This is a genomic window from Micromonospora sp. WMMA1947 (assembly GCF_027497355.1).
In the GTDB taxonomy this organism is placed as follows: Bacteria; Actinomycetota; Actinomycetes; order Mycobacteriales; family Micromonosporaceae; genus Micromonospora.
Genome location: NZ_CP114909.1, coordinates 6,048,023 through 6,067,945 on the forward strand (window position 1 = coordinate 6,048,023; position 19,923 = coordinate 6,067,945).

Genomic DNA, 19,923 nt, shown 5'->3' on the forward strand with positions numbered 1-19,923 from the left:
CGGACCTCATGATCGCTCCGTGGTGGGACGACGGGAGCGGGGACCGGCCGTAGCGTCGGGGTCATGACCAGCGTGCTCCGCCTCGACGGCGTCGACCGCAGCTTCGGCGGCCGTCAGGTGCTCAAAGACGTCTCCTTCGACGTGACCGCCGGGCGCATGACCGGATTCGTCGGCGGCAACGGCGCCGGCAAGACCACCACCATGCGGATCATCCTCGGCGTGCTCGCCCCGGACGCCGGGCAGGTGACGTGGCGCGGGCAGCCGCTCGGCCGCGAGGCCCGGGCCCGGTTCGGCTACATGCCCGAGGAGCGCGGCCTCTACCCGAAGATGACCCCCCGCGAGCAGGTGGTCCACCTCGGCCGCCTGTACGGGCTGGACGCTGCCGGGGCGCGGCGGCGCACCGACGCGCTGCTGGAGCGGGTCGGTCTCGGCGAGCGGGCCGACGACCTGCTGGAGACGCTGTCGCTGGGCAACCAGCAGCGCGCGCAGATCGCCGCGGCGCTGGTGCACGACCCGGAGGTGCTGATCCTGGACGAGCCGTTCTCCGGGCTCGACCCGCTCGCCGTCGACATGGTGGTGACTGTGCTGCGGGAACGGGCCGCCGCCGGAGCGCCGGTGCTGTTCTCCAGCCATCAGCTCGACGTGGTGGAGCGGCTCTGCGACGACCTGGTGCTCATCGCGGACGGCAGCATCCGGGCCGCGGGCCCGCGCGAGGAGCTGCGCGCCGCGTACACCCTGCCCCGGTTCTCGCTCGTGGTCGACGGCGACGCCGGCTGGCTGCGGGACCAGCCCGGCGTGCGGCTGGTCGACCTCGACGGCGCCCGCGCCGTGTTCGAGGTGGACCCGCCCACCGACGACCAGGCGGTGCTGCGCGCGGCGCTGGAGCGCGGCCCGGTGCGCGCGTTCGGCCCGGTCACCCCGTCCCTCGCCGAGATCTTCCGAGAGGTCAACCAGTGAACACGATCCAGGCCACCCGGCTGGTCGCGGCCCGCGAGATCAAGGTCAAGGTCCGCGACAAGACGTTCCTCTACAGCACGTTGATCTTCCTGCTGCTCGCCGTCGTCGCCACGGTGGTGCCGGCGATGCTGAGCAGCGGTCCGTCCACCGTGGCGGTGACCGCCGCCGGTGCCGAACCGCTGCGCGCGGCCGGGCTGGACGTCCTGGTGGTCGCCGACGACGGCGCCGCCGAGCAGGCGGTACGCGACGGCGACGCGGACGCCGCGGTGGTCGCCGGTCCGGTCGTGGTCGCCGACGAGCGGGCCCCGGACGACGTGGTCTCCGCGCTCAGCGCGGCCCCGCAGGTGAAGCTGCTGGACCCGGACGCGGTGGATCCGCTCGTCGCGTACCTGGTGCCGTTCGCCTTCGCGTTCGTCTTCTTCTTCCTGTCCCAGACGTTCGGGATGCAGATCGCGCAGAGCGTCACCGAGGAGAAGCAGACCCGGATCGTGGAGATCCTGGTCGCCGCCGTGCCGGCCCGGGCGCTGCTGGCCGGCAAGATCCTCGCCGCGGGCGCGCTGGCGCTCGGACAGATCACCCTGATCGCGGCCGCCACGCTGATCGGCATGCGCCTGACCGGCGGAGGTGACCTGCTGGGCCTGATCGCGCCGGCGATCGGCTGGTTCGTGCCGTACTTCCTGTGCGGCTTCCTGCTGCTGGCGGCGATGTGGGCGGCCGCGGGTGCGCTCGTGAACCGGCAGGAGGACATCGCCGGGGCGTCCACCCCGGTGCAACTCGCGGTGATGGCGCCGTTCTTCGCGGTGGTGTTCCTCAACGACAACGCCACCGCGATGCGGATCCTGTCGTACGTGCCGTTCTCGTCGCCCACAGCGATGCCGGTCCGGCTGTTCACCGGCGACGCGGCGCCGTGGGAGCCGTTCGTGTCGCTGGCGCTGCTGCTGCTCGCGGCGGCCGGGTTCCTGCTCGCCGGGGCGCGGATCTACGAGGGTTCGCTGCTGCGCACAAACGGCCGGACCTCGATGCGGGCGGCGTGGCGGCAGCGCGAGCCGATCGGCTGACCGCGATACGCCGAGCGCCGGCCACCCCGGGAGCGGGGGGGCCGGCGCTCGGCGTATCGGACCGGGGTCAGCCGACCGCGGCCATCACCTCGTCGGAGACGTCGAAGTTGGCGTAGACGTTCTGCACGTCGTCGCAGTCCTCCAGCACGTCGATCAGCTTGAAGATCTTGCGCGCGCCCTCCTCGTCCAGCGGCACGTTCACGCTGGGGATGAGGGAGGACTCGGCCGACTCGTACTCGATGCCGGCGTCCTGCAGGGCGGTGCGGACCGCGATCAGGTCACCCGGCTCGGACACCACCTCGTACGCCTCACCGAGGTCGTTGACCTCCTCGGCGCCCGCGTCGAGGACGGCCATCATCACGTCGTCCTCGGTGGTGCCGCCCTTGGGGACGATCACCACGCCCTTGCGGGAGAACATGTACGACACCGAGCCCGCGTCGGCCAGCGAGCCGCCGTTGCGGGTCAGCGCGGTACGCACCTCGGTGGCGGCACGGTTGCGGTTGTCGGTGAGGCACTCGATCAGCATCGCCACGCCGTTCGGGCCGTAACCCTCGTACATGATCGTCTGCCAGTCGGCGCCGCCGGCCTCCAGGCCGGAGCCGCGCTTGACCGCGCGGTCGATGTTGTCGTTCGGGACCGAGTTCTTCTTCGCCTTCTGGATGGCGTCGTAGAGAGTCGGGTTGCCGGCCGGGTCGCCGCCGCCGGTACGGGCCGCCACCTCGACGTTCTTGATCAGCTTGGCGAACATCTTGCCGCGCTTGGCGTCGATGACCGCCTTCTTGTGCTTGGTCGTCGCCCACTTTGAGTGGCCGGACATCTGTTACCTCCGTTGCTACCCGCCGTCTGCATCGACCGCACCGCACACGCCCCGCTCCCCCACCGGCGCACGTCGAGGTGCTGTGATCTTCGCTGGGAGCCGCGGCTGGCTGATGGCCCTGCCGAATCTCGGCAATCCTACCGGCGGCGGGCGGGTCACTGTCACGCGCCGCACGGCACCGGCCCGCCCCAGCCCGCCCGAACCGGCACAACCAGGGACGGACCGGATGCTCAGGAAGCGGCCCGGACCAGCTCCACGAAGTGGCGGTGCAGCCGCAGGTCGCCGGTCAGCTCCGGATGGAACGAGGTGGCCAGCAGGTTGCCCTGCCGCACCGCGACGATCCGGTCCGCGGCCGGGCCGTCGGTCACCCGGCCCAGCACCTCGACGTCCGGGCCGACGCGCTCGACCCAGGGCGCGCGGATGAACACGGCGTGGAACGGACCGCCGTCGACGCCGGTGAGCGCCACCGGCGCCTCGAACGAGTCGACCTGACGGCCGAACGCGTTGCGCCGCACCGTCATGTCGACGCCGGCGAAGCCGCGCTGGTCGGGGCGTCCGTCCAGCACCTCGGTGGCGAGCATGATCAGGCCGGCGCAGGAGCCGTAGACCGGCATGCCGGCGGCGATGCGCTTGTCGATCGGCTCGCGCATCTCGAAGATGTCCACCAGCTTGCTGATCGTGGTCGACTCGCCGCCGGGGACCACCAGGCCGTCGACCGCGTCCAGCTCGCCCGGCCGCCGCACCGGCCGGGCGTCGGCGCCCGCGCCGGTCAACGCCGCGACATGCTCGCGTACGTCGCCCTGAAGCGCGAGCACGCCGATCACGGGTACGGTCACGCCGCGCTCACCAGCCGCGCTCGGCCAGGCGGTGCGGCTGGGGGATCTCGTCGACGTTGATGCCGACCATCGCCTCGCCCAGGCCACGGGACACCTTCGCGAGCACGTCCGGGTCGTCGTGGAACGTGGTGGCCTTGACGATGGCGGCGGCCCGCTGCGCCGGGTTGCCGGACTTGAAGATGCCCGAGCCGACGAAGACGCCCTCGGCGCCGAGCTGCATCATCATGGCCGCGTCGGCGGGGGTCGCGATGCCGCCCGCGGTGAACAGCACGACCGGCAGCTTGCCCTGCTCGGCGACCTCCTTGACCAGCTCGTACGGGGCCTGCAGCTCCTTGGCCGCGACGTACAGCTCGTCGTCGGGCAGCGACTGGAGCCGGCGGATCTCCTGCCGGATCTTGCGCATGTGGGTGGTGGCGTTGGAGACGTCGCCGGTGCCCGCCTCGCCCTTCGAGCGGATCATCGCGGCGCCCTCGGTGATCCGGCGCAGCGCCTCGCCCAGGTTCGTCGCGCCGCACACGAACGGGACGGTGAACGCCCACTTGTCGATGTGGTTGGCGTAGTCGGCCGGGGTCAGCACCTCGGACTCGTCGACGTAGTCGACGCCGAGCGCCTGCAGGATCTGCGCCTCGACGAAGTGGCCGATACGGGCCTTGGCCATCACCGGGATCGAGACGGCGGAGATGATGCCGTCGATCATGTCCGGGTCGCTCATCCGGGACACGCCGCCCTGCGCGCGGATGTCGGCCGGTACGCGCTCCAGGGCCATCACGGCGACAGCGCCGGCGTCCTCGGCGATCTTCGCCTGCTCGGGGGTGACCACGTCCATGATCACACCGCCCTTGAGCATCTCGGCCATGCCGCGCTTGACGCGGGCGGTGCCGACGGCGGTGGCGGTGGTCGGGGCTGCGGATTCAGACACGGGACATCGCTCCTCGGCGTGCTGGGGAGGTGACTGCGCAGGAATGCTATGACCGGCGCGACGCCGTGCCGAGCGCCAATCGAACCCCCGGTGGCCTGCCGTGTGGCCCCCGTCACGCCCGGTGGCGATCAGCCGGTGGTCACGTCCGCGTGCGACGCCAGCGTGGGGTCGTCGATGTCGAAGTAGCGGGGCCACTCCCGCCCGCGTCCCATCCGGAACAGCCGCACCACCGGACGCCCCCGGGCCGAGCGGGCGTCCCGGACCAGGTCGGTGTGCACCTGCCGGGCCAGCGCCAGCCGCCGGCTGGCCGCGATCACCGCCGCGCACGCCGGGTCGTCCGGGTCCAGCCGTACCGCGCGCAACTGCCGGGTCAGGTCGTTCTCGGCCGCCTCGCGCTCCTCCGGAGCGGCGTCCAGCGCGATCCGGGCGGCGGCGTACAGCTCCACGCCGTACCGCTGCTCGGCCAGGACCGCGGCGGCGGCCGCGCGGCGCAGCAGGTGCGCGTCCAGCGCGCGGGCCGCCGAGTCCGCGCGGACCTGCAGCCGCTGCACCCGGCCGGAGGTCCAGATCAGGTACGCCGAGAGCAGCCCGAGCACCGCGACCGCGCCCACCACCCACCACATGCCCGGCATCGTAGTGCTGCTCCTCATCCCGGCCGGCCGGCGCGGTGCACCGGTCGACGCGCTCGTCACAGCGGCCGCAGCGGCCACAGCGGTCAGCCCAGACCCGCCCACTCCTGGTCCATGACCCGGCCGTCGGTGGCCTCGATCGCGGCTGCGTATACCTCCAGAACGCGGCGGGCAACCACGGGCCAGTCGAAATTCGCCACCACCTGGTCGCCGCAGGCGGTCAGCCCGGCGCGGCGCCCGTCGTCGTCGAGCAGTCCGGACAGCGCGCCGGCCAGCGCGGCCGCGTCGCCGGTCGGGAACAGCAGGCCGGCCCGTCCGCCGTCGAGCACCCGGCGGAACGCGTCCAGGTCACTGGCGACCACTGTCGTGCCGGCGGCCAGCGCCTCGGTGAGGATCATCCCGAAGGACTCCCCTCCGGTGTTCGGTGCGACGTAGAGGTGCACGCTGCGCAGCATGCGTGCCTTGTCCGCCTCGGAGACCAGGCCGAGGAACGTGACCCGGTCGCGCAGGCCGGCCGGGAACCGCCCGTACAGCTCGTCGGCGTCACCCGGCCCGGCGACCAGCAGCCGCAGTCCCGGGCGGTGCGGCGCGAGCGCGACGAACGCGTCCCGCAGGATCGGGAAGCCCTTGCGCGGCTCGGTGAACCGGCCCAGGAACCCCAGCGTGCCGCCGGTGCCCGGGGCGCACTCCCCCGGCCAGCCCGGCAGCGGCGGCACCCCGGCGAACTTCGCCACCGCCACCCCGTTGGGGATCTCCACCGCGCCGCCGTCCATGTGCTCGACCTGCACCTTGCGGGCCAGCGCGCTGACCGCGATCCGGGCGGTGATCCGTTCCAGCACGATCTGCAGCGCGCCCTGCGCGGCCGACAGCACCCGGGAGCGGGTCATCGCGGTGTGGAACGTCGCCACCACCGGGCCGCGGGCGCAGAGCACCGCCAGCATCGACAGGCTCGGCGTGAGCGGCTCGTGCACGTGCAGCACGTCGAAGTCGCCCCGGGTGATCCAGCGCCGCACCCGGGCCGTGGAGACCGGGCCGAACGCGATCCGGGCCACCGACCCGTTGTACGGCAGCGGCACCGCCCGGCCGGCCGACACCACGTACGGCGGCAGCGCCGAGTCCTCGTCGGCGGGCGCCAGGACGCTCACCTCGTGGCCGAGCCCGAGCAGCGCCTCGGCCAGGTCCATGACGTGGTTCTGCACGCCGCCCGGCACGTCGAACGAGTACGGGCACACGATGCCGATACGCACTGCGCCCTCCCCCTAGACCGTCCCGGTGGTGGCCGGCGGCGCCGCCGACGTGGGCGTACCGTCCCGGCTCTGGTCCAGCCACATCCGCTGCAACATGTGCCAGTCTTGCGGATGCCGGGCGATGCCCGCCGCCAGACCGTCGGCAATCCGCTGCGTCACCGCGCGGACGCGGGCGTCCAGCGGGGCGCTGTCCGGATCCGGCAGCGGCAGCGGGCCCTCGATCGAGGCGCAGGCCGCGTCCGGCTCGTACCACATCGAGGCCACGTAGAGCGGGGCTCCGGTGCGGATGGCCAGCATCGCCGGCCCGGCCGGCATCCGGGTCCGCCCGCCGAAGAAGTCGACCTCCACGCCCCGGGCGGACAGGTCCCGGTCGGCGAGCAGGGGCACCACGTAACCGGCGCGCAGCCGGTCCACCAGCACGTCGAAGGCGGGACGCGGGCCGCCGGTGTTGGGCAGGATCTCCATCCCCAGCCCTTCCCGGAACCCGACGAACCGCTCGTACACGCCGTCCGGGAGCCGCTCGGCCACCGTGGTCATCGGCCAGCCGGTGGCAGCCACCCAGGCGCCCGCCGCGTCCCAGTTCCCGGCGTGCGGCAGCGCCACCACGGCACCGCGCCCGGCCGCCACGTCGGCGGCGAGCAGTTCCTGCCCGTCCAGGCGGAACCCGGCGAGGATCTCGGCGCGACTCAGGCCCGGCAGCCGGAACGCCTCCATCCAGTACCGGGCGTACGAGCGCAGGCCCTCGCGCACCAGCGCGTCCAGCTCCGCGTCGGGCAGTTCCGGGCCGACCACCCGGCGCAGGTTGGCGCGCAGTCGACGCGTACCCCCGCCGTCCTTGCGGTGGGCGCGGTCGGCGCCCGCCCGGAAGGCCGCGACCGCGACGGGCCGGGGCAGCGCCCGGACCAGGCGCCAGCCCGCGACGAAGCCCGCCTCGGTGAGGTTCACTCGGCGCCGACCCGCTGGGCCTGCCGGTAGACGTGGGCCATCCGCTGGCCCACCGTGAAGATCGAGACGGCGGCGAGCAGCCAGAGCGCGATCTCCAGCGCCGGACGGACGCCGACGCCGGTGAGCAGGCCGCCGACACCCACGATGAGCAGCCGCTCGGTGCGCTCGGCGATGCCCACGTTGCAGGTCATCCCCAGCCCTTCGGCGCGGGCCTTGACGTAGGAGACCAGGCCGCCCGCGGCCAGGCAGATCAGCGCCGCCGCCACGCCCGAGTAGTCGTGTTCGGTGGCCAGCCAGTACGCGACCGCGCCGAACACCGCGCTGTCGGCGACCCGGTCCATGCTCGAGTCGAGGAAAGCCCCGAACCGGGTGGACCCGCCGCTCATCCGCGCCATCGTGCCGTCGAGCAGGTCGGTGAGAGCGAAGACCGTGACGATCAGCGCACCGGCGACCAGGTGGCCGCGCGCGCCGAAGCCGAGCGCGCCGACGAGCACGCCGACGGTGCCGGTCACGGTGACCGCGTTGGGGGACACGCCGGCACGCAGCAGCGCGCGGGCGATCGGCTCCACGACGCGGGTCATGCCCGCGCGGGCCGTCACTTGGAAGATCTTCGCCATGGCGGTCCCACGATAACGGCCCGCAACCGCCGGGGACACAGCCGGGCGTACGACCCGCCCGACGGCCCTTGTGCGGGCACCCGCGCGGGTGTGAGATCGAGCCAGGAGGTGAGCCAGTTCACCGGATCACCGGTCCGCGTTCCCGTCCAGCAGGAAGTCACCGGAAGATATCGCCGCGGCGCCCGTCCCGGGTCCGCTCCCCCGTCGCCCGCGGCGGTCGCCACCACCACCGGTTGAGGGAGGTGCGCCGCGATGGCGCAGAAGAACGAGAAGGGTGTCACCGGCGGTGCGCCGGTGGTGACCGAGCCCGGCAGGGTCCGCAACGTGGTGCTCGTCGGGCACTCCGGCGCCGGCAAGACGACACTCGTCGAGGCGCTGCTGGCCGCCAGCGGCACGATCAGCCGGGCCGGCACCGTCACCGACGGCACCACCGTCTGCGACCACGACCCCGCCGCCGTACGCCAGCAGCGCTCGGTGAGCCTGGCCTGCGCTCCGCTGACGCACCGCGACGTCAAGGTCAACCTGCTGGACACCCCGGGGTACGGCGACTTCGTCGGCGAGCTGCGCGCCGGTCTGCGCGCCGCCGACGCGGCACTGTTCGTGGTCTCCGCCGTCGACGGCATGGACGCCGCCACCGCCGCCCTCTGGGAGGAGTGCGCCGCCGTCGACATGCCCCGGGCGGTGGCGGTCTCCCGGCTGGACCACCCGCGCGCCGACTTCGACGAGGCGGTGGCGCTGTGCCAGCGCGTCTTCGGCGACAACGTGCTCCCGCTCTACCTGCCCATGCTCGGCGACGACGGCGAGTCGGTGGCCGGCCTGATGGGCCTGATCACCCGCCGGGTGTACGACTACTCCGCCGGGCTGCCGGCCGAGGTACGCGAACCGGACCCGGAGCACCTGCCCGCCATCCAGGAGTCCCGCAACGAGCTGATCGAGGGGATCATCGCGGAGAGCGAGGACGAGACCCTGATGGACCGCTACCTCGGCGGCGAGGAGATCGACCCCGAGGTGCTCATCACCGACCTGGAGACGGCCGTCGCCCGCGGTCACTTCTACCCCGTGGTGCCGGTCTGCGCGGAAACCGGTGTCGGCCTGGACGCGCTGCTCGACGGCCTGGTCGCGGCGTTCCCGTCGCCGCTGGAGCACGACCTGCCCGCGGTGACCGGCGTGGACGGCTCGCCCCGCCCGCCGCTGACCTGCGACCCGGACGGCCCGCTCGTCGCCGAGGTGGTCAAGACGACAGTCGACCGCCACGTCGGGCGGGTCTCGCTGGTGCGAGTCTTCTCCGGCACGCTCCGCCCCGACCAGGTGATCCACGTGTCGGGCCACGGCATGGCCGAGCGTGGCCACCCGGACCACGACGCCGACGAGCGGGTCGGCCACGTCTACACCCCGCTGGGCGCGACGCTGCGCGAGGTGGCCGCCTGCGTCGCGGGCGACCTGTGCGCGATCACCAAGTCAGGCAGCGCGGAGACCGGCGACACCATCTCGGCCAAGGACGACCCGCTGCTGATCGCGCCCTGGGAGATGCCGGAGCCGCTGCTGCCGGTGGCGATCGTGGCGCGCAGCCGGGCCGACGAGGACGCGCTCGCCCGCAACCTGTCCCGGCTCGTCGCCGGTGACCCCACCCTGCGGCTGGAACGCAACGCGGAGACCCACCAGCTGGTGCTCTGGTGCATGGGCGAGGCGCACGCCGACGTGGTGCTCGACCGGCTGCGCGGCGGCGGCGTCGAGCTGGACACCGAGCCGGTCCGGGTGCCGCTGCGCGAGACGTTCGGCGCCGCCGCGCGCGGGCACGGCCGGCACGTCAAGCAGTCCGGCGGCCACGGCCAGTACGCGGTCTGCGACATCGAGGTGGAGCCGCTGCCCCGGGGCGCCGGCTTCGAGTTCGTCGACCGGGTGGTCGGCGGCGCGGTCCCGCACAACTACATCCCCTCCGTGGAGAAGGGCGTCCGGGCGCAGATGGAACGCGGCCTGGTCGCCGGCTACCCGGTGGTGGACCTGCGGGTCACGCTCGTGGACGGGAAGGCGCACAGCGTCGACTCCTCCGACGCGGCGTTCCAGACCGCCGGCGCGCTGGCGCTGCGTGACGCCGCCGAGAAGGGCCAGCCGACGCTGCTGGAGCCGGTCGACGAGATCACCGTCCGGGTGCCCGACTCGTCGGTCGGCGCGGTGATGGGCGACCTGTCCGGGCGGCGCGGCCGGGTGCTCGGCACCGAACCGGACCCGGATGCCGAGGGGCGCACTCTGGTCCGCGCCGAGGTGCCCGCGACCGAGTTGCTGCGGTACGCCGTCGAGCTGCGCTCGATGACGGCCGGCACCGGCACGTTCCGGCGCGAGTTCGCCCGCCACGAGCCCATGCCGGCCCACCTGGCCGACCAGGCCCGCAAGGAGTCCACCACCCGCTGACCCCCGCCGTCCCCGCGCCCTCCCGCTTCGGTCCCGCGATCTTGCACTTGCGGCCCCCGCAAAGGGGACATTCCCGGCACCGGAAGGGCCGCGACTGCAAGATCGGCGCCGACGGGGGGGGTGGGTCGGGAACTGCAGATCTTGGTAGGAAGTGGCCCCTATGGGGCGCTTTCGCACCAAGATCTGCAGCCGTCTCGGAATATGGGAAGCGGATCTCGTTTAGCGGAAGCGGTCAGCGGGGAGCGAGTCCGGCAAGAGTGATCGGCGGGCGGGCGGCTCGGCGAACGCGACGGGCCCGGCGGGCGTGATCGGGTCGGCGAGCTTGATCGGGTCGGCGGGCGGGCGAGTGGCCGGCTGGCGGCGTGACCGGGAGCGGGTGGCCGGGAAGCGCGGTCAGGGGCGGACGGCGGGGATCGGGGGCATCGGCCAGTGAGGGCGGTCGGCGTCCCGGAGGGCGGCCGAGCGTACCGCCGCCAGCTGCCGCTCCACCTCGGCGAAGTGGTCCGGCGCCAGCGGGCCCCAAGCCAGCGCGGCAGCGTTCTCCTCGACCTGCGCGACGGTACGGGCGCCGGGAATCGGTACGGCCCGGTCGCTGCGCGCCCAGATCCACCCGATCGCCCCCTGCGCGAGGGTACGACCGTCGGCGGTCAGCGCGTCGCGGACGGCGGCTACCCGGCGCAGCCACTCCGGGGCGGGCCGGCCGCTGCGGAACCACTCCAGCCAGGTCGGCCCGAGTCCGCGTACGTCGTCGCGGGGCAGCGTGGACTCCGGCGTGTACTTGCCGGTGAGCAGACCCATCCCGAGCGGTCCCCGGGCCAGGCTGGCGAGGTCGTGCTTGTCGCAGGCGTCGAGCATGGCCGGGGCGTCCCGGAGCACCGACAGCGCGTGCTGCACGGCGGCGGCACCGCGGGCGACCTGGGCGAACGCGCCGGCCCGGTCGGCCCGGTCGGTGCTCCAGCCGTACGCCCGGATCAGCCCTGCGTCGACCAGCTCGTCGAGCGTGCCGACGAGCGCCTCGGCCCGGGGCAGCGGCAGGTCGCCGAGGTGCAGCTGGTAGAGGTCGATGTGGTCGGTGCCCAGCCGGCGCAGCGAGTCGACAACCGCCCGGCGCAGGTGGTGCGGCGAGGCGTTCTCGCCGGTGGCCTGGCGGGTGTGCTCGTCGAACGTGTAGCCGAACTTCGTGGCGATCACCGCCTCGTCGCGCCGGCCGGCGAGCGCCCGCCCGAGCACCCGCTCGCCGTGTCCGGCGCCGTACGTGTCGGCGGTGTCGAACAGGGTGACGCCGAGGTCGAGCGCGCGGCGGATGGCCCGTACCGACTCGTCGTCGTCGACCCGGCCCCAGCCCAGCGGGCGCGCGCCCTCGGCCCACGGGCCGCCGATCGCCCAGCACCCCATCCCGAGGGCGCTCACCTCGATGCCGCTGCGCCCCAACTGTCGTGTGTCGACTGCCACCGCCGCATCCTGTCACCTTCCCCGCGCCCGCGGGCCGGTTCGTGGCCGACGAGTCCGTACGCGATCACGCCGCGTGACGCCCGGCGGCGAACAGTCACGGTGAACGCGATATGCCTGAGAGTCATGAATATGCCTCTGAGGTACATCGGTCCGAGGTCGTCCCTCCCGATCCGGCGCCGAGGAGGAACGCCGCTGTCCGGCAGGCCGTCAGCGTGCGTAGGCCAGCAGCACCGGCTCGTCCTGGCCGGGCCAGGTGCCGGTGAGCCCGCCCGCCGCCGGAACGTCGGCCGGGACCGGCTGCCGGACCACCGCCAGCTCGACCTCCCCCACCCGGACCACCGTCCCGCCGCTGTCAACCGGACCAGCCGAAACCGGACCGGTCGGCACCGGTCGGCCGGTCCGGCTGCCGGTCAGCGTCATGCTGGCCGGACGCACCTCACGCTTGCCGTCGACCTCGAAGTACTCCTCGGCCTGACCGGCGTCGGCGAGCACGGCGGCGGCCAGCAGCGGCGGGTACACCGGGTCGCCACAGGCGTCGTAGGCCCAGCGGCGGCCGAGCACCGAGTGCTCGATGACGCCCACGAGGTGCTCGTCCGCCCCGGCCAGCGGCGCGCCCCGGTAGGTCAGCGGCACCTGGAGCACCGGCCCGTCACCGGCGCGCACCAGCAGCGTCTCCACGCCGACCTCACCGGCCGGGTCGTCGAACCGGTACGCCGCGACGCGGGTGACCTCCGCGCCCGCCTCCCCGGCGAACCAGGACCGGCCGGGCAGCCAGGGTACGAGCAGCTCCAGTTTCGAGGGGCGCAGTTCCGCGCGGTGCAGGAGAGCCATGCGCGAGATCGTACTGTCGGAACGGGCCGCCGTCAGGCCGCCGCCCACGCCTTGGCGAGCAGCTCCCGGGTGTCGGCGAGCAGCTGCGGCAGCACCTTCGTCCGGCCGATCACCGGCATGAAGTTGGCGTCGCCGCCCCAGCGCGGCACCACGTGCTGGTGCAGGTGCGCGGCGATGCCCGCGCCCGCCACGCCGCCCTGGTTCATGCCCAGGTTGAAGCCGTGCGCGCTGGAGACGTGCCGGACCGCCCGCATGGCGGCCTTGGTGAACGCGGCCAGCTCGACCGTCTCCGGCTCGTCCAGCTCGGTGTAGTCGGCCACGTGCCGGTAGGGGCAGACCAGCAGGTGCCCGGGGTTGTACGGGTAGAGGTTGAGCACCGCGAAGACGTGCTCGCCCCGGGCCACCACCAGGCTCTCCTCGGCCGGCAGACCGGGGGCGCGGCAGAAGGGGCAGCCGGCCGGTTTCTCGTAGCCGCCCTCGGGCCGGTCCTCGCCGGAGATGTAGGTCATCCGGTGCGGCGTCCAGAGCCGGTCCAGCCCGTCCGCCAGACCGTTGTCGCCGCCGTACCCGGTGTCCCGCTCCGCCCCTGTCACACCGGCGATCCTACGATCCGGCCCGCTCGGCGGCAGGACCGGCGTTGGTACGCGACTCCACCACCTCGCGGACGTGCGCCACCGCCTCGTCGATCGGTACGCCGTTGCGCTGCGAGCCGTCGCGGTAGCGGAACGAGACGGTGCCGGCAGCCACGTCGTCGTCGCCGGCGATCACCATGAACGGGATCTTCTGCTGCTGCGCGTTGCGGATCTTCTTCTGCATCCGGTCGTCGCCCAGGTCCACCTCGGCCCGGACGCCGTGCCGGCGCAGCGTCGCGGCGAAGTCGACCAGGTAGTCGCCGTGCTCCTCGCGGATCGGGATGCCGACCACCTGCACCGGCGCCAGCCAGGCCGGGAACGCGCCCGCGTAGTGCTCGGTGAGCACGCCGATGAACCGCTCGATCGACCCGAACTTGGCACAGTGGATCATCACCGGCTGCTGCCGGGTGCCGTCGGCCGCCTGGTACTCCAGCCCGAAGCCCTTCGGCTGGTTGAAGTCGTACTGGATGGTCGACATCTGCCACGTGCGGCCGATCGCGTCCTTGGCCTGCACGGAGATCTTCGGGCCGTAGAACGCCGCGCCGCCCGGGTCCGGCACCAGTTCCAGCCCGGTCTCCAGCGCGCACTGCTCCAGCACGGCGGTGGCGGTCGCCCAGTCCTCGTCGGACCCGACGAACTTGTCCGGCCGGGAGTCGTCGCGGGTCGACAGCTCCAGGTAGAAGTCGTCGATGCCGAAGTCGCGCAGCAGGCTCAGCACGAAGCCGAGCAGGTGCTTGATCTCGGCCGGCGCCTGCTCCTTCGTGCAGTAGGAGTGCGAGTCGTCCTGGGTGAAACCACGCACCCGGGTCAGGCCGTGGATCACGCCGGACTTCTCGTACCGGTAGACCGACCCGAACTCGAACAGCCGCAGCGGCAGCTGCCGGTAGGACCGCCCGCGCGACCGGTAGATCAGGTTGTGCATCGGGCAGTTCATGGCCTTGAGGTAGTAGTCGCTGCCCTCCATCTCCATCGGCGGGAACATCGTGTCCTTGTAGTAGGGCAGGTGTCCCGAGGTGTGGAAGAGACCTTCCTTGGAGATGTGCGGCGTGCCGACGTAGTCGAAGCCCTCCTCGATGTGGCGCGCCCGGACGTAGTCCTCCATCACCCGCTTGAGCACGCCACCCTTGGGGTGGAAGACCGGCAGGCCGGAGCCGATCTCGTCGGGGAAGCTGAACAGGTCGAGGTCCGCGCCGAGCTTGCGGTGGTCGCGGCGGGCGGCCTCCTCCAGGAGCTTCAGGTACGCCTTGAGCTCGTCCCGGGTCGGCCACGCCGTGCCGTACACGCGCTGCAGCTGCGGGTTCTTCTCCGACCCGCGCCAGTACGCGGCGGCCGAGCGCATCAGCTTGAACGCGCCGATCAGCCGGGTGTTCGGCAGGTGCGGGCCGCGGCACAGGTCCGACCAGCAGACCTTGTCCTCGTTCGCGGCGAGGTTGTCGTAGATGGTCAGCTCGCCGCCGCCCACCTCCATCACCTCGGAGGAGTCCAGCCCTTCCCCCTTGACCTCGATCAGCTCCAGCTTGAACGGCTCCGCGGCCAGCTCGGCGCGGGCCTCGTCCAGGTCGGCGAACCGGCGGCGGCGGAACCGCTGGCCGGACTTGACGATCTCCTGCATGCGCTTCTCGAGCTTGGCGAGGTCGTCCGGCTGGAACGGCTTGTCGACACCGAAGTCGTAGTAGAAGCCGTTGTCGATCGGCGGGCCGATGCCGAGCTTCGCCTCCGGGAAGACGTCCTGCACCGCCTGGGCCAGCACGTGGGCGGTGGAGTGGCGCAGCACGTTCAGCCCGTCCGGGCTGTCCAGGGCGACCGGCTCGACGGCGACGTCCTCGGCCGGGCGCCAGTCCAGGTCGCGCAGCTGGCCCTGCGGGTCGCGGACCACCACGATCGCCTTCGGCCCGGTCATCGGCAGGCCGGCCGCGGCCACCGCGTCGGCCGCCGTGGTCCCGGCGGCGACGACGACGGGGTCGGCCACGACGGGGGTACGGGGTGCGGACACGGTGACTCCTAGTCGTCGACGGTACGGAAGGGCCGCTGAACGGCCCCTGCGATGCTATCGGTCGCCCGGACCCGGACCGCCGCCGACGCCACCGCCCGTCCCCGGAGAGTTCCGTGCCGGGTTGAACCTTTTCGCCCCGCCGCCCGAACTACCAGGTGGGGCCGGAGCCGGAACCGGCCCCAGTCGAGAAGGATGGGGACGATCATGAGGATGACCCGTCAGGGCCAGTGGGCGGCAGCGCTGCTGGCGGCCGTACTCGCCGGGGCGGTGGGCTGGCCGGGCGCGGCGAACGCGGCCGGGGTGACCGTCACGACCTCGCCCGCACAGGTCCGCCAGGGCGACGCGATCGAACTCTCCGTGCTGGTGCCGGCCGACAAGCCCGGCACCCGGACGACCCGGATCGAGCTGACCATGCCCGCTGACGCCCCGATCGGCGAGGTGTACCCGCTGTCGGTGCCGGACTGGGCGCCCACCATCACCACCCGCACGCTCGACCAGCCGGTCCCCGGCATGCACGCGGCCGAACTGAACCAGGTGACCCACGCGGTGAGCTGGCTGCGGATGCCCGGCACCGGAACCGGGCCGGCCCGGCTGCCGCTGGGCATGGGACCGATGCCCGCCACCGACCGGCTCACGTTCACCGTGACGCAGACGTACGACGACGGCACTGTGGTCCGGTGGGCGGACCCGGCGGGTGGCGCGCACCCCGCGCCGACGCTCGCCCTGCTGCCGCCACTGCCGGGCACCGTGACGCACGACGGCGCCCCCGCAGCGGGCGGCGCCGGGCACGGCGGTCACGGCGCGCCGGGCGCCCTCGGCGGGGTGCAGGGTGGCGCGCAGGGCGGCACGGCACCGGCGGCCGGGGCCGCGGACGACGGGCCGAGCGCCGACCTGCTGCTCGGCGGCGGCCTGCTCGCCGGGCTGGCCGGTGGCGCGGCGATCGGCTGGCTGCTCAGTCGCCGCCGGCACGACACCACGCCCCTCCCGGAAGACAGCAACGGCCCCTCCAACACCAGCGACACCCCCGACAGCGCGACCTCCGAAACCACCGCGACCGGCAGCGCGACGCCCGAGACTGCGCCCCTCGTCGGCGCGGCCTCCGACAGCGCGACCCCCGAAGCAGGCGAGCCCGTCACCGCCGGCACCGCCCCCACGCGCCCCTGACCGCCACCCGCCCAACAAGCGGACAACCAATCCACGATGCGAGACCACAGTAGATCTTGGTACGAAACGGCCCCCCTGGGGGCCATTTCGTACCAAGATCTCGGACTGCTGCGGCGGCGGAACGCAGCCGCGGGCGCGGGTGGGGTGGGGTCAGGCGGTGGCGGTCAGCCAGCCGGGGAGCGGCTCGCGGGCGGCCAGCCAGCCCTCCGGCACCCCGCCCGGCGCGCCGACCCCGGTGTACGCGGCCACGATCCCGCCCACGATGGCGGCGGTGGTGTCCACGTCGCCGCCCGCCTCCACGCAGGCCCGGATCGCGGCGGGGTAGTCGTGCAGCAGCGTGGCGGCGACCCAGAGCGTGAACGGCACGGTGTCCTGCGCGGTGACCCGGGAGCCGTTGCCGAGCGCGTCGGCCACCTCCGCGGCGCTACGGCCGAGCAGCGCGGCGGCCCGGCGTACCCCTCGGTGCACCTCACCGGCCGGGTCGAGCGCCCCGGCGACGGCGGTGAGCAGCCGGGCCGGGTCGGGCCGGTCGCCGTCGAGGCGGGCGCGGGCGGCGAGCGAGGCGGCCACCGCGACCGCCACCGCCCCGGCGACCCCTTCCGGGTGCGCGTGTGTCACCTCGGCCGAGGCGCGGGCCTGCGCGGCGGCACGGCGGGTGGAGTCGGCGTGCCAGGCGCCGAGCGGCGCGACCCGCATCGCGGCGCCGTTGCCGCAGGAGCCCTGCCCGTCGAACGCGGACGCGGCGGCCACCGGCCACGGCGTGCCGGTGCGGATCAGCCGCAGGACCGTCACCGCGCCCGGCCCGTACCCCCGGTAGGGCTCGCAGCGCTGCGCGAACGCCAACGCCAGCCGGTCGGAGTCGATCCGCCCGGCGGCGGCCAGCTCGGCCACGACGGAGCAGGCCATCTCGGTGTCGTCGGTCCACTCCCACGGCGGCGCGGGCAGCCGACCGGCGGCGAGGTCGTCCGGGCGCCGGCCGGGGACGAAGAACTGGGAGCCGAGGGCGTCGCCCACCGACAGGCCGGCCAGCGCGTCGCGGGCGAGCGCGAGGCGGGTGTCGGGGAAGAGCGTGAACGTCATCGCCGTCCCAGCTTGCCCGCTTCGCCGGACCGCCGCAACGCGTCCGGCTTGCCACGCCGAGTACGGTGCTGACGTGGCAACCGTCCTGCTGGTCGAAGACGACCACGTCGTACGCGGCGCCATGCTGCGGTCGCTCACCGACCGGGGGCACGCGGTGCACGCCGTCGGCACCGCGCTCGACGCGCTGCGGCGGGTCGCCGCGGAGACACCGGATCTGGTGGTGCTCGATCTCGGCCTGCCCGACCTGGACGGCTCGGACGCGCTGCGCATGCTGCGCGGCATCACCGACGTGCCGATCATCATCGCCACCGCCCGCGACGACGAGCAGTCGGTGGTACGGCTGCTGCGCGCCGGCGCGGACGACTACATGGTCAAGCCGTTCACCGGAGCGCACCTGGACGCCCGGATCACCACGGTGCTGCGCCGGGCCGGCCGGGCCAGCCGTACCGTCGCGCCGGCCGTGCACACGGTCGGCGGCCTGCGGGTCGACGTGGGCGAGCGCAGCGCCGTGCTGGACGGGGAGGCGCTGGCCCTGACCCGCAAGGAATTCGACCTGCTGGCGTATCTCGCCGCGCGTCCCGGCCGGGTAGTGTCCCGGCGGGAACTCTTGGAGGAGGTATGGCGGCAGCCATCGGTCGGCGAGGACCAGACCATCGACGTTCACCTGTACTGGCTCCGCCGCAAAATGGGCGAGTCCGCGGCGAAGCCGCGCTACCTGCGCACCGTGCGGGGGGTCGGCTTCCGGCTGGTGGCGCCGGACTGAGGTTCAGCCTCGCCGGGCTCACCGCGGGGCTGTGCGGCCTGATCGCGCTCGCATTCCTCATCCCGCTCGGGCTCACACTCGGCGACCGGACCCGGGAGGCCGAGCTGGCCGACGCGGCCCGCCGGGCCGCGCTGGTGACCGGCGCGCTGGCGGTCAGCACGGACACCGCGACCGTCGAGCGGGCGGTGGCCGCCGCGGCCGGCGACGATCCGGCGCTGCGTCCGGTCGTGCACGGCATCGGGGCGGACGAGTCCGCCGGGCGCGCGAACCCGCAGATGCTCGCCGACGCCGCCGCGCAGCGGCAGTCGGTGGTGACCGACGTGGACGGCGGGGTGCTGCGGCTGGACCCGGTGGTGCTCGGTGACCGGGTCGCCGTGGTGGAGGTGTTCGTCCCCGACGAGGTGCTCGACTCCGGCGGCGGCGGGCGGTGGCTGCTGCTGCTCGCGATCGGCCTGGCGCTGGTCGGCGCGGCGGTGGCGGTGGTCGACCGGGTGGCGGCAAGGGCGGTGGACGCCACCGGCGACCTGGTCAAGGCGGCGCTCGCGGTGGGTGACGGCGAGCTGGGGGTACGTGTCGAACCGACCGGCCCGCGTGAGCTGGCCGAGGCCGGGCACGCGTTCAACCGGATGACGGAACGGCTGGTGGCACTCCGTGCCGACGAGCACGAACTGGTAGCCGACCTGTCGCACCGGCTGCGGACGCCGCTGACCGCGCTGCGGCTGGACGCCGAGGCGCTGGAGTCCGACGACACGAGCATCGGCACGTTCAGCGAGGCGGAGCTGGACCGCCGGCGCGGCATCCGGCGGATCCGGCAGGCGATCGTCACGCTCGAGGGCGAGGTCGACCAGCTCATCAAGACGACCCGCAAGGCGGTCGCCCAGGAGTCGGCGCCGGCGTCGTGCGACGTGAGCGAGGTGGTCCGGGACCGGATGGTCTTCTGGTCGGCGCTGGCCGGGGACCAGAACCGGCCGCACCGGGTGGTCGGGGCGCAGTTGCGCATCCCGGCACCGGTGCCCCGCGCCGAGCTGGCCGCCGCGTTGGACGCGGTGATCGGCAACGTGTTCCGGTACACCCCGCAGGGCACCGCGTTCGAGGTGGCGGTGAGCCGCCGGGACGGCTGGGTGGCGATCCGCATCGACGACGCCGGGCCGGGCATCGCCGACCCGGACCGGGCGCTGCGCCGGGGTGAGAGCGACAGGGGTTCCACCGGGCTCGGTCTGGACATCGCCAAGCGGGTGGCGTTGCAGGCGAACGGTTCGGTCAGCATCGACCGGGCCCGGCTCGGCGGGGCGAGCGTGGTGATGCTGCTGGCCGACCCGGACGCGGCACCCCGGCAGGTGAACCGGTTCGGGCTGGTCGGGCGGATGGCCCGGGAGGCCCGCGAGCCGCGGACCGGACGACGCTGGCCGCGCCCGCGCTGACCCGTGACTGTGGACCGGCGCAAGTTCTCCTTAAAGGTGGTTTAACGCGGGCCGGAAAACCGGCGTGAACTGCCAGGATCGTTGACAGAACCCATCAGTTCCGTCGGCCGGGACGCCCCGTAAGACCTTCCGGCCGGCGGATCATGCGCGCGG

The 19,923-nt window shown here is 73.7% G+C and carries 18 protein-coding genes; 6 read left to right on the forward strand and 12 right to left on the reverse strand.

The window, feature by feature from the left end:
* The first annotated feature begins 63 nt into the window (after window positions 1-63).
* Entirely contained in the window at window positions 64-957 is an 894-nt protein-coding gene (locus tag O7604_RS28345) for an ATP-binding cassette domain-containing protein (protein WP_269700543.1), read from the forward strand.
* Complete coding sequence (locus O7604_RS28350) at window positions 954-2,015, forward strand: ABC transporter permease (protein ID WP_269700544.1); 1,062 nt, start codon at window positions 954-956, stop codon at window positions 2,013-2,015. Before O7604_RS28345 ends, O7604_RS28350 begins: the two co-directional genes overlap by 4 nt.
* Before the next feature lie 67 nt (window positions 2,016-2,082).
* Here the strand turns inward: O7604_RS28350 and O7604_RS28355 are convergent, their stop codons facing one another.
* From O7604_RS28355 to pgsA, 7 genes are all read right to left on the reverse strand, one after another.
* Window positions 2,083-2,832 (reverse strand): YebC/PmpR family DNA-binding transcriptional regulator, encoded by a 750-nt coding sequence (locus tag O7604_RS28355; protein WP_043324998.1) that lies wholly within the window; start codon window positions 2,830-2,832, stop codon window positions 2,083-2,085.
* A 230-nt stretch (window positions 2,833-3,062) separates the two neighbouring features.
* Window positions 3,063-3,668, reverse strand: coding sequence for a pyridoxal 5'-phosphate synthase glutaminase subunit PdxT (gene pdxT, locus O7604_RS28360; protein WP_269700545.1), 606 nt, complete (start codon window positions 3,666-3,668; stop codon window positions 3,063-3,065).
* A 7-nt stretch (window positions 3,669-3,675) separates the two neighbouring features.
* Window positions 3,676-4,587, reverse strand: coding sequence for a pyridoxal 5'-phosphate synthase lyase subunit PdxS (gene pdxS, locus O7604_RS28365; RefSeq protein ID WP_269700546.1), 912 nt, complete (start codon window positions 4,585-4,587; stop codon window positions 3,676-3,678).
* A 128-nt stretch (window positions 4,588-4,715) separates the two neighbouring features.
* Entirely contained in the window at window positions 4,716-5,219 is a 504-nt protein-coding gene (locus tag O7604_RS28370) for a hypothetical protein (RefSeq protein WP_281578343.1), read from the reverse strand.
* 83 nt (window positions 5,220-5,302) lie between these two features.
* Window positions 5,303-6,463, reverse strand: a complete 1,161-nt coding sequence (locus O7604_RS28375; RefSeq protein WP_281578344.1) for a glycosyltransferase family 4 protein — start codon at window positions 6,461-6,463, stop codon at window positions 5,303-5,305.
* A 12-nt stretch (window positions 6,464-6,475) separates the two neighbouring features.
* On the reverse strand, window positions 6,476-7,408 hold the full coding sequence (locus tag O7604_RS28380; protein ID WP_281578345.1) for a phosphatidylinositol mannoside acyltransferase: 933 nt from the start codon (window positions 7,406-7,408) through the stop codon (window positions 6,476-6,478).
* Entirely contained in the window at window positions 7,405-8,025 is a 621-nt protein-coding gene (gene pgsA / locus O7604_RS28385; RefSeq protein WP_269700549.1) for a phosphatidylinositol phosphate synthase, read from the reverse strand. The genes O7604_RS28380 and pgsA overlap by 4 nt, the downstream gene beginning before the upstream one ends.
* A gap of 252 nt (window positions 8,026-8,277) precedes the next feature.
* Here pgsA and O7604_RS28390 point away from each other — a divergent pair, with 252 nt between their 5' ends.
* A complete protein-coding gene (locus O7604_RS28390; RefSeq protein WP_269700550.1) occupies window positions 8,278-10,434 on the forward strand; it encodes an elongation factor G-like protein EF-G2 in 2,157 nt (718 codons plus the stop codon).
* Between the two features lie 393 nt (window positions 10,435-10,827).
* Here O7604_RS28390 and O7604_RS28395 read toward each other — a convergent pair whose 3' ends face one another.
* The 4 genes from O7604_RS28395 to thrS form a co-directional block, all read right to left on the reverse strand.
* Window positions 10,828-11,886 (reverse strand): aldo/keto reductase, encoded by a 1,059-nt coding sequence (locus O7604_RS28395; protein ID WP_281578346.1) that lies wholly within the window; start codon window positions 11,884-11,886, stop codon window positions 10,828-10,830.
* A gap of 207 nt (window positions 11,887-12,093) precedes the next feature.
* Window positions 12,094-12,717 carry a hypothetical protein gene (locus tag O7604_RS28400; RefSeq protein WP_281578347.1) on the reverse strand — a complete coding sequence of 208 codons (624 nt, stop codon included), beginning with the start codon at window positions 12,715-12,717 and terminating at the stop codon, window positions 12,094-12,096.
* 32 nt (window positions 12,718-12,749) lie between these two features.
* Entirely contained in the window at window positions 12,750-13,265 is a 516-nt protein-coding gene (locus tag O7604_RS28405; protein WP_269706870.1) for an HIT domain-containing protein, read from the reverse strand.
* A gap of 55 nt (window positions 13,266-13,320) precedes the next feature.
* Window positions 13,321-15,342, reverse strand: a complete 2,022-nt coding sequence (thrS, locus tag O7604_RS28410) for a threonine--tRNA ligase (protein ID WP_281578348.1) — start codon at window positions 15,340-15,342, stop codon at window positions 13,321-13,323.
* 204 nt (window positions 15,343-15,546) lie between these two features.
* Here thrS and O7604_RS28415 point away from each other — a divergent pair, with 204 nt between their 5' ends.
* Window positions 15,547-16,506, forward strand: a complete 960-nt coding sequence (locus tag O7604_RS28415; protein WP_281578349.1) for a DUF1775 domain-containing protein — start codon at window positions 15,547-15,549, stop codon at window positions 16,504-16,506.
* Window positions 16,507-16,656: 150 nt separating this feature from the next.
* Here the strand turns inward: O7604_RS28415 and O7604_RS28420 are convergent, their stop codons facing one another.
* Entirely contained in the window at window positions 16,657-17,586 is a 930-nt protein-coding gene (locus tag O7604_RS28420; protein ID WP_269700555.1) for an ADP-ribosylglycohydrolase family protein, read from the reverse strand.
* 73 nt (window positions 17,587-17,659) lie between these two features.
* Here O7604_RS28420 and O7604_RS28425 point away from each other — a divergent pair, with 73 nt between their 5' ends.
* Together O7604_RS28425 and O7604_RS28430 are read left to right on the forward strand one after the other, a co-directional pair.
* Window positions 17,660-18,349 carry a response regulator transcription factor gene (locus O7604_RS28425; RefSeq protein WP_013285422.1) on the forward strand — a complete coding sequence of 230 codons (690 nt, stop codon included), beginning with the start codon at window positions 17,660-17,662 and terminating at the stop codon, window positions 18,347-18,349.
* 29 nt (window positions 18,350-18,378) lie between these two features.
* Window positions 18,379-19,770 carry a HAMP domain-containing sensor histidine kinase gene (locus O7604_RS28430; protein ID WP_269706871.1) on the forward strand — a complete coding sequence of 464 codons (1,392 nt, stop codon included), beginning with the start codon at window positions 18,379-18,381 and terminating at the stop codon, window positions 19,768-19,770.
* The last annotated feature ends 153 nt before the right edge of the window (window positions 19,771-19,923 follow it).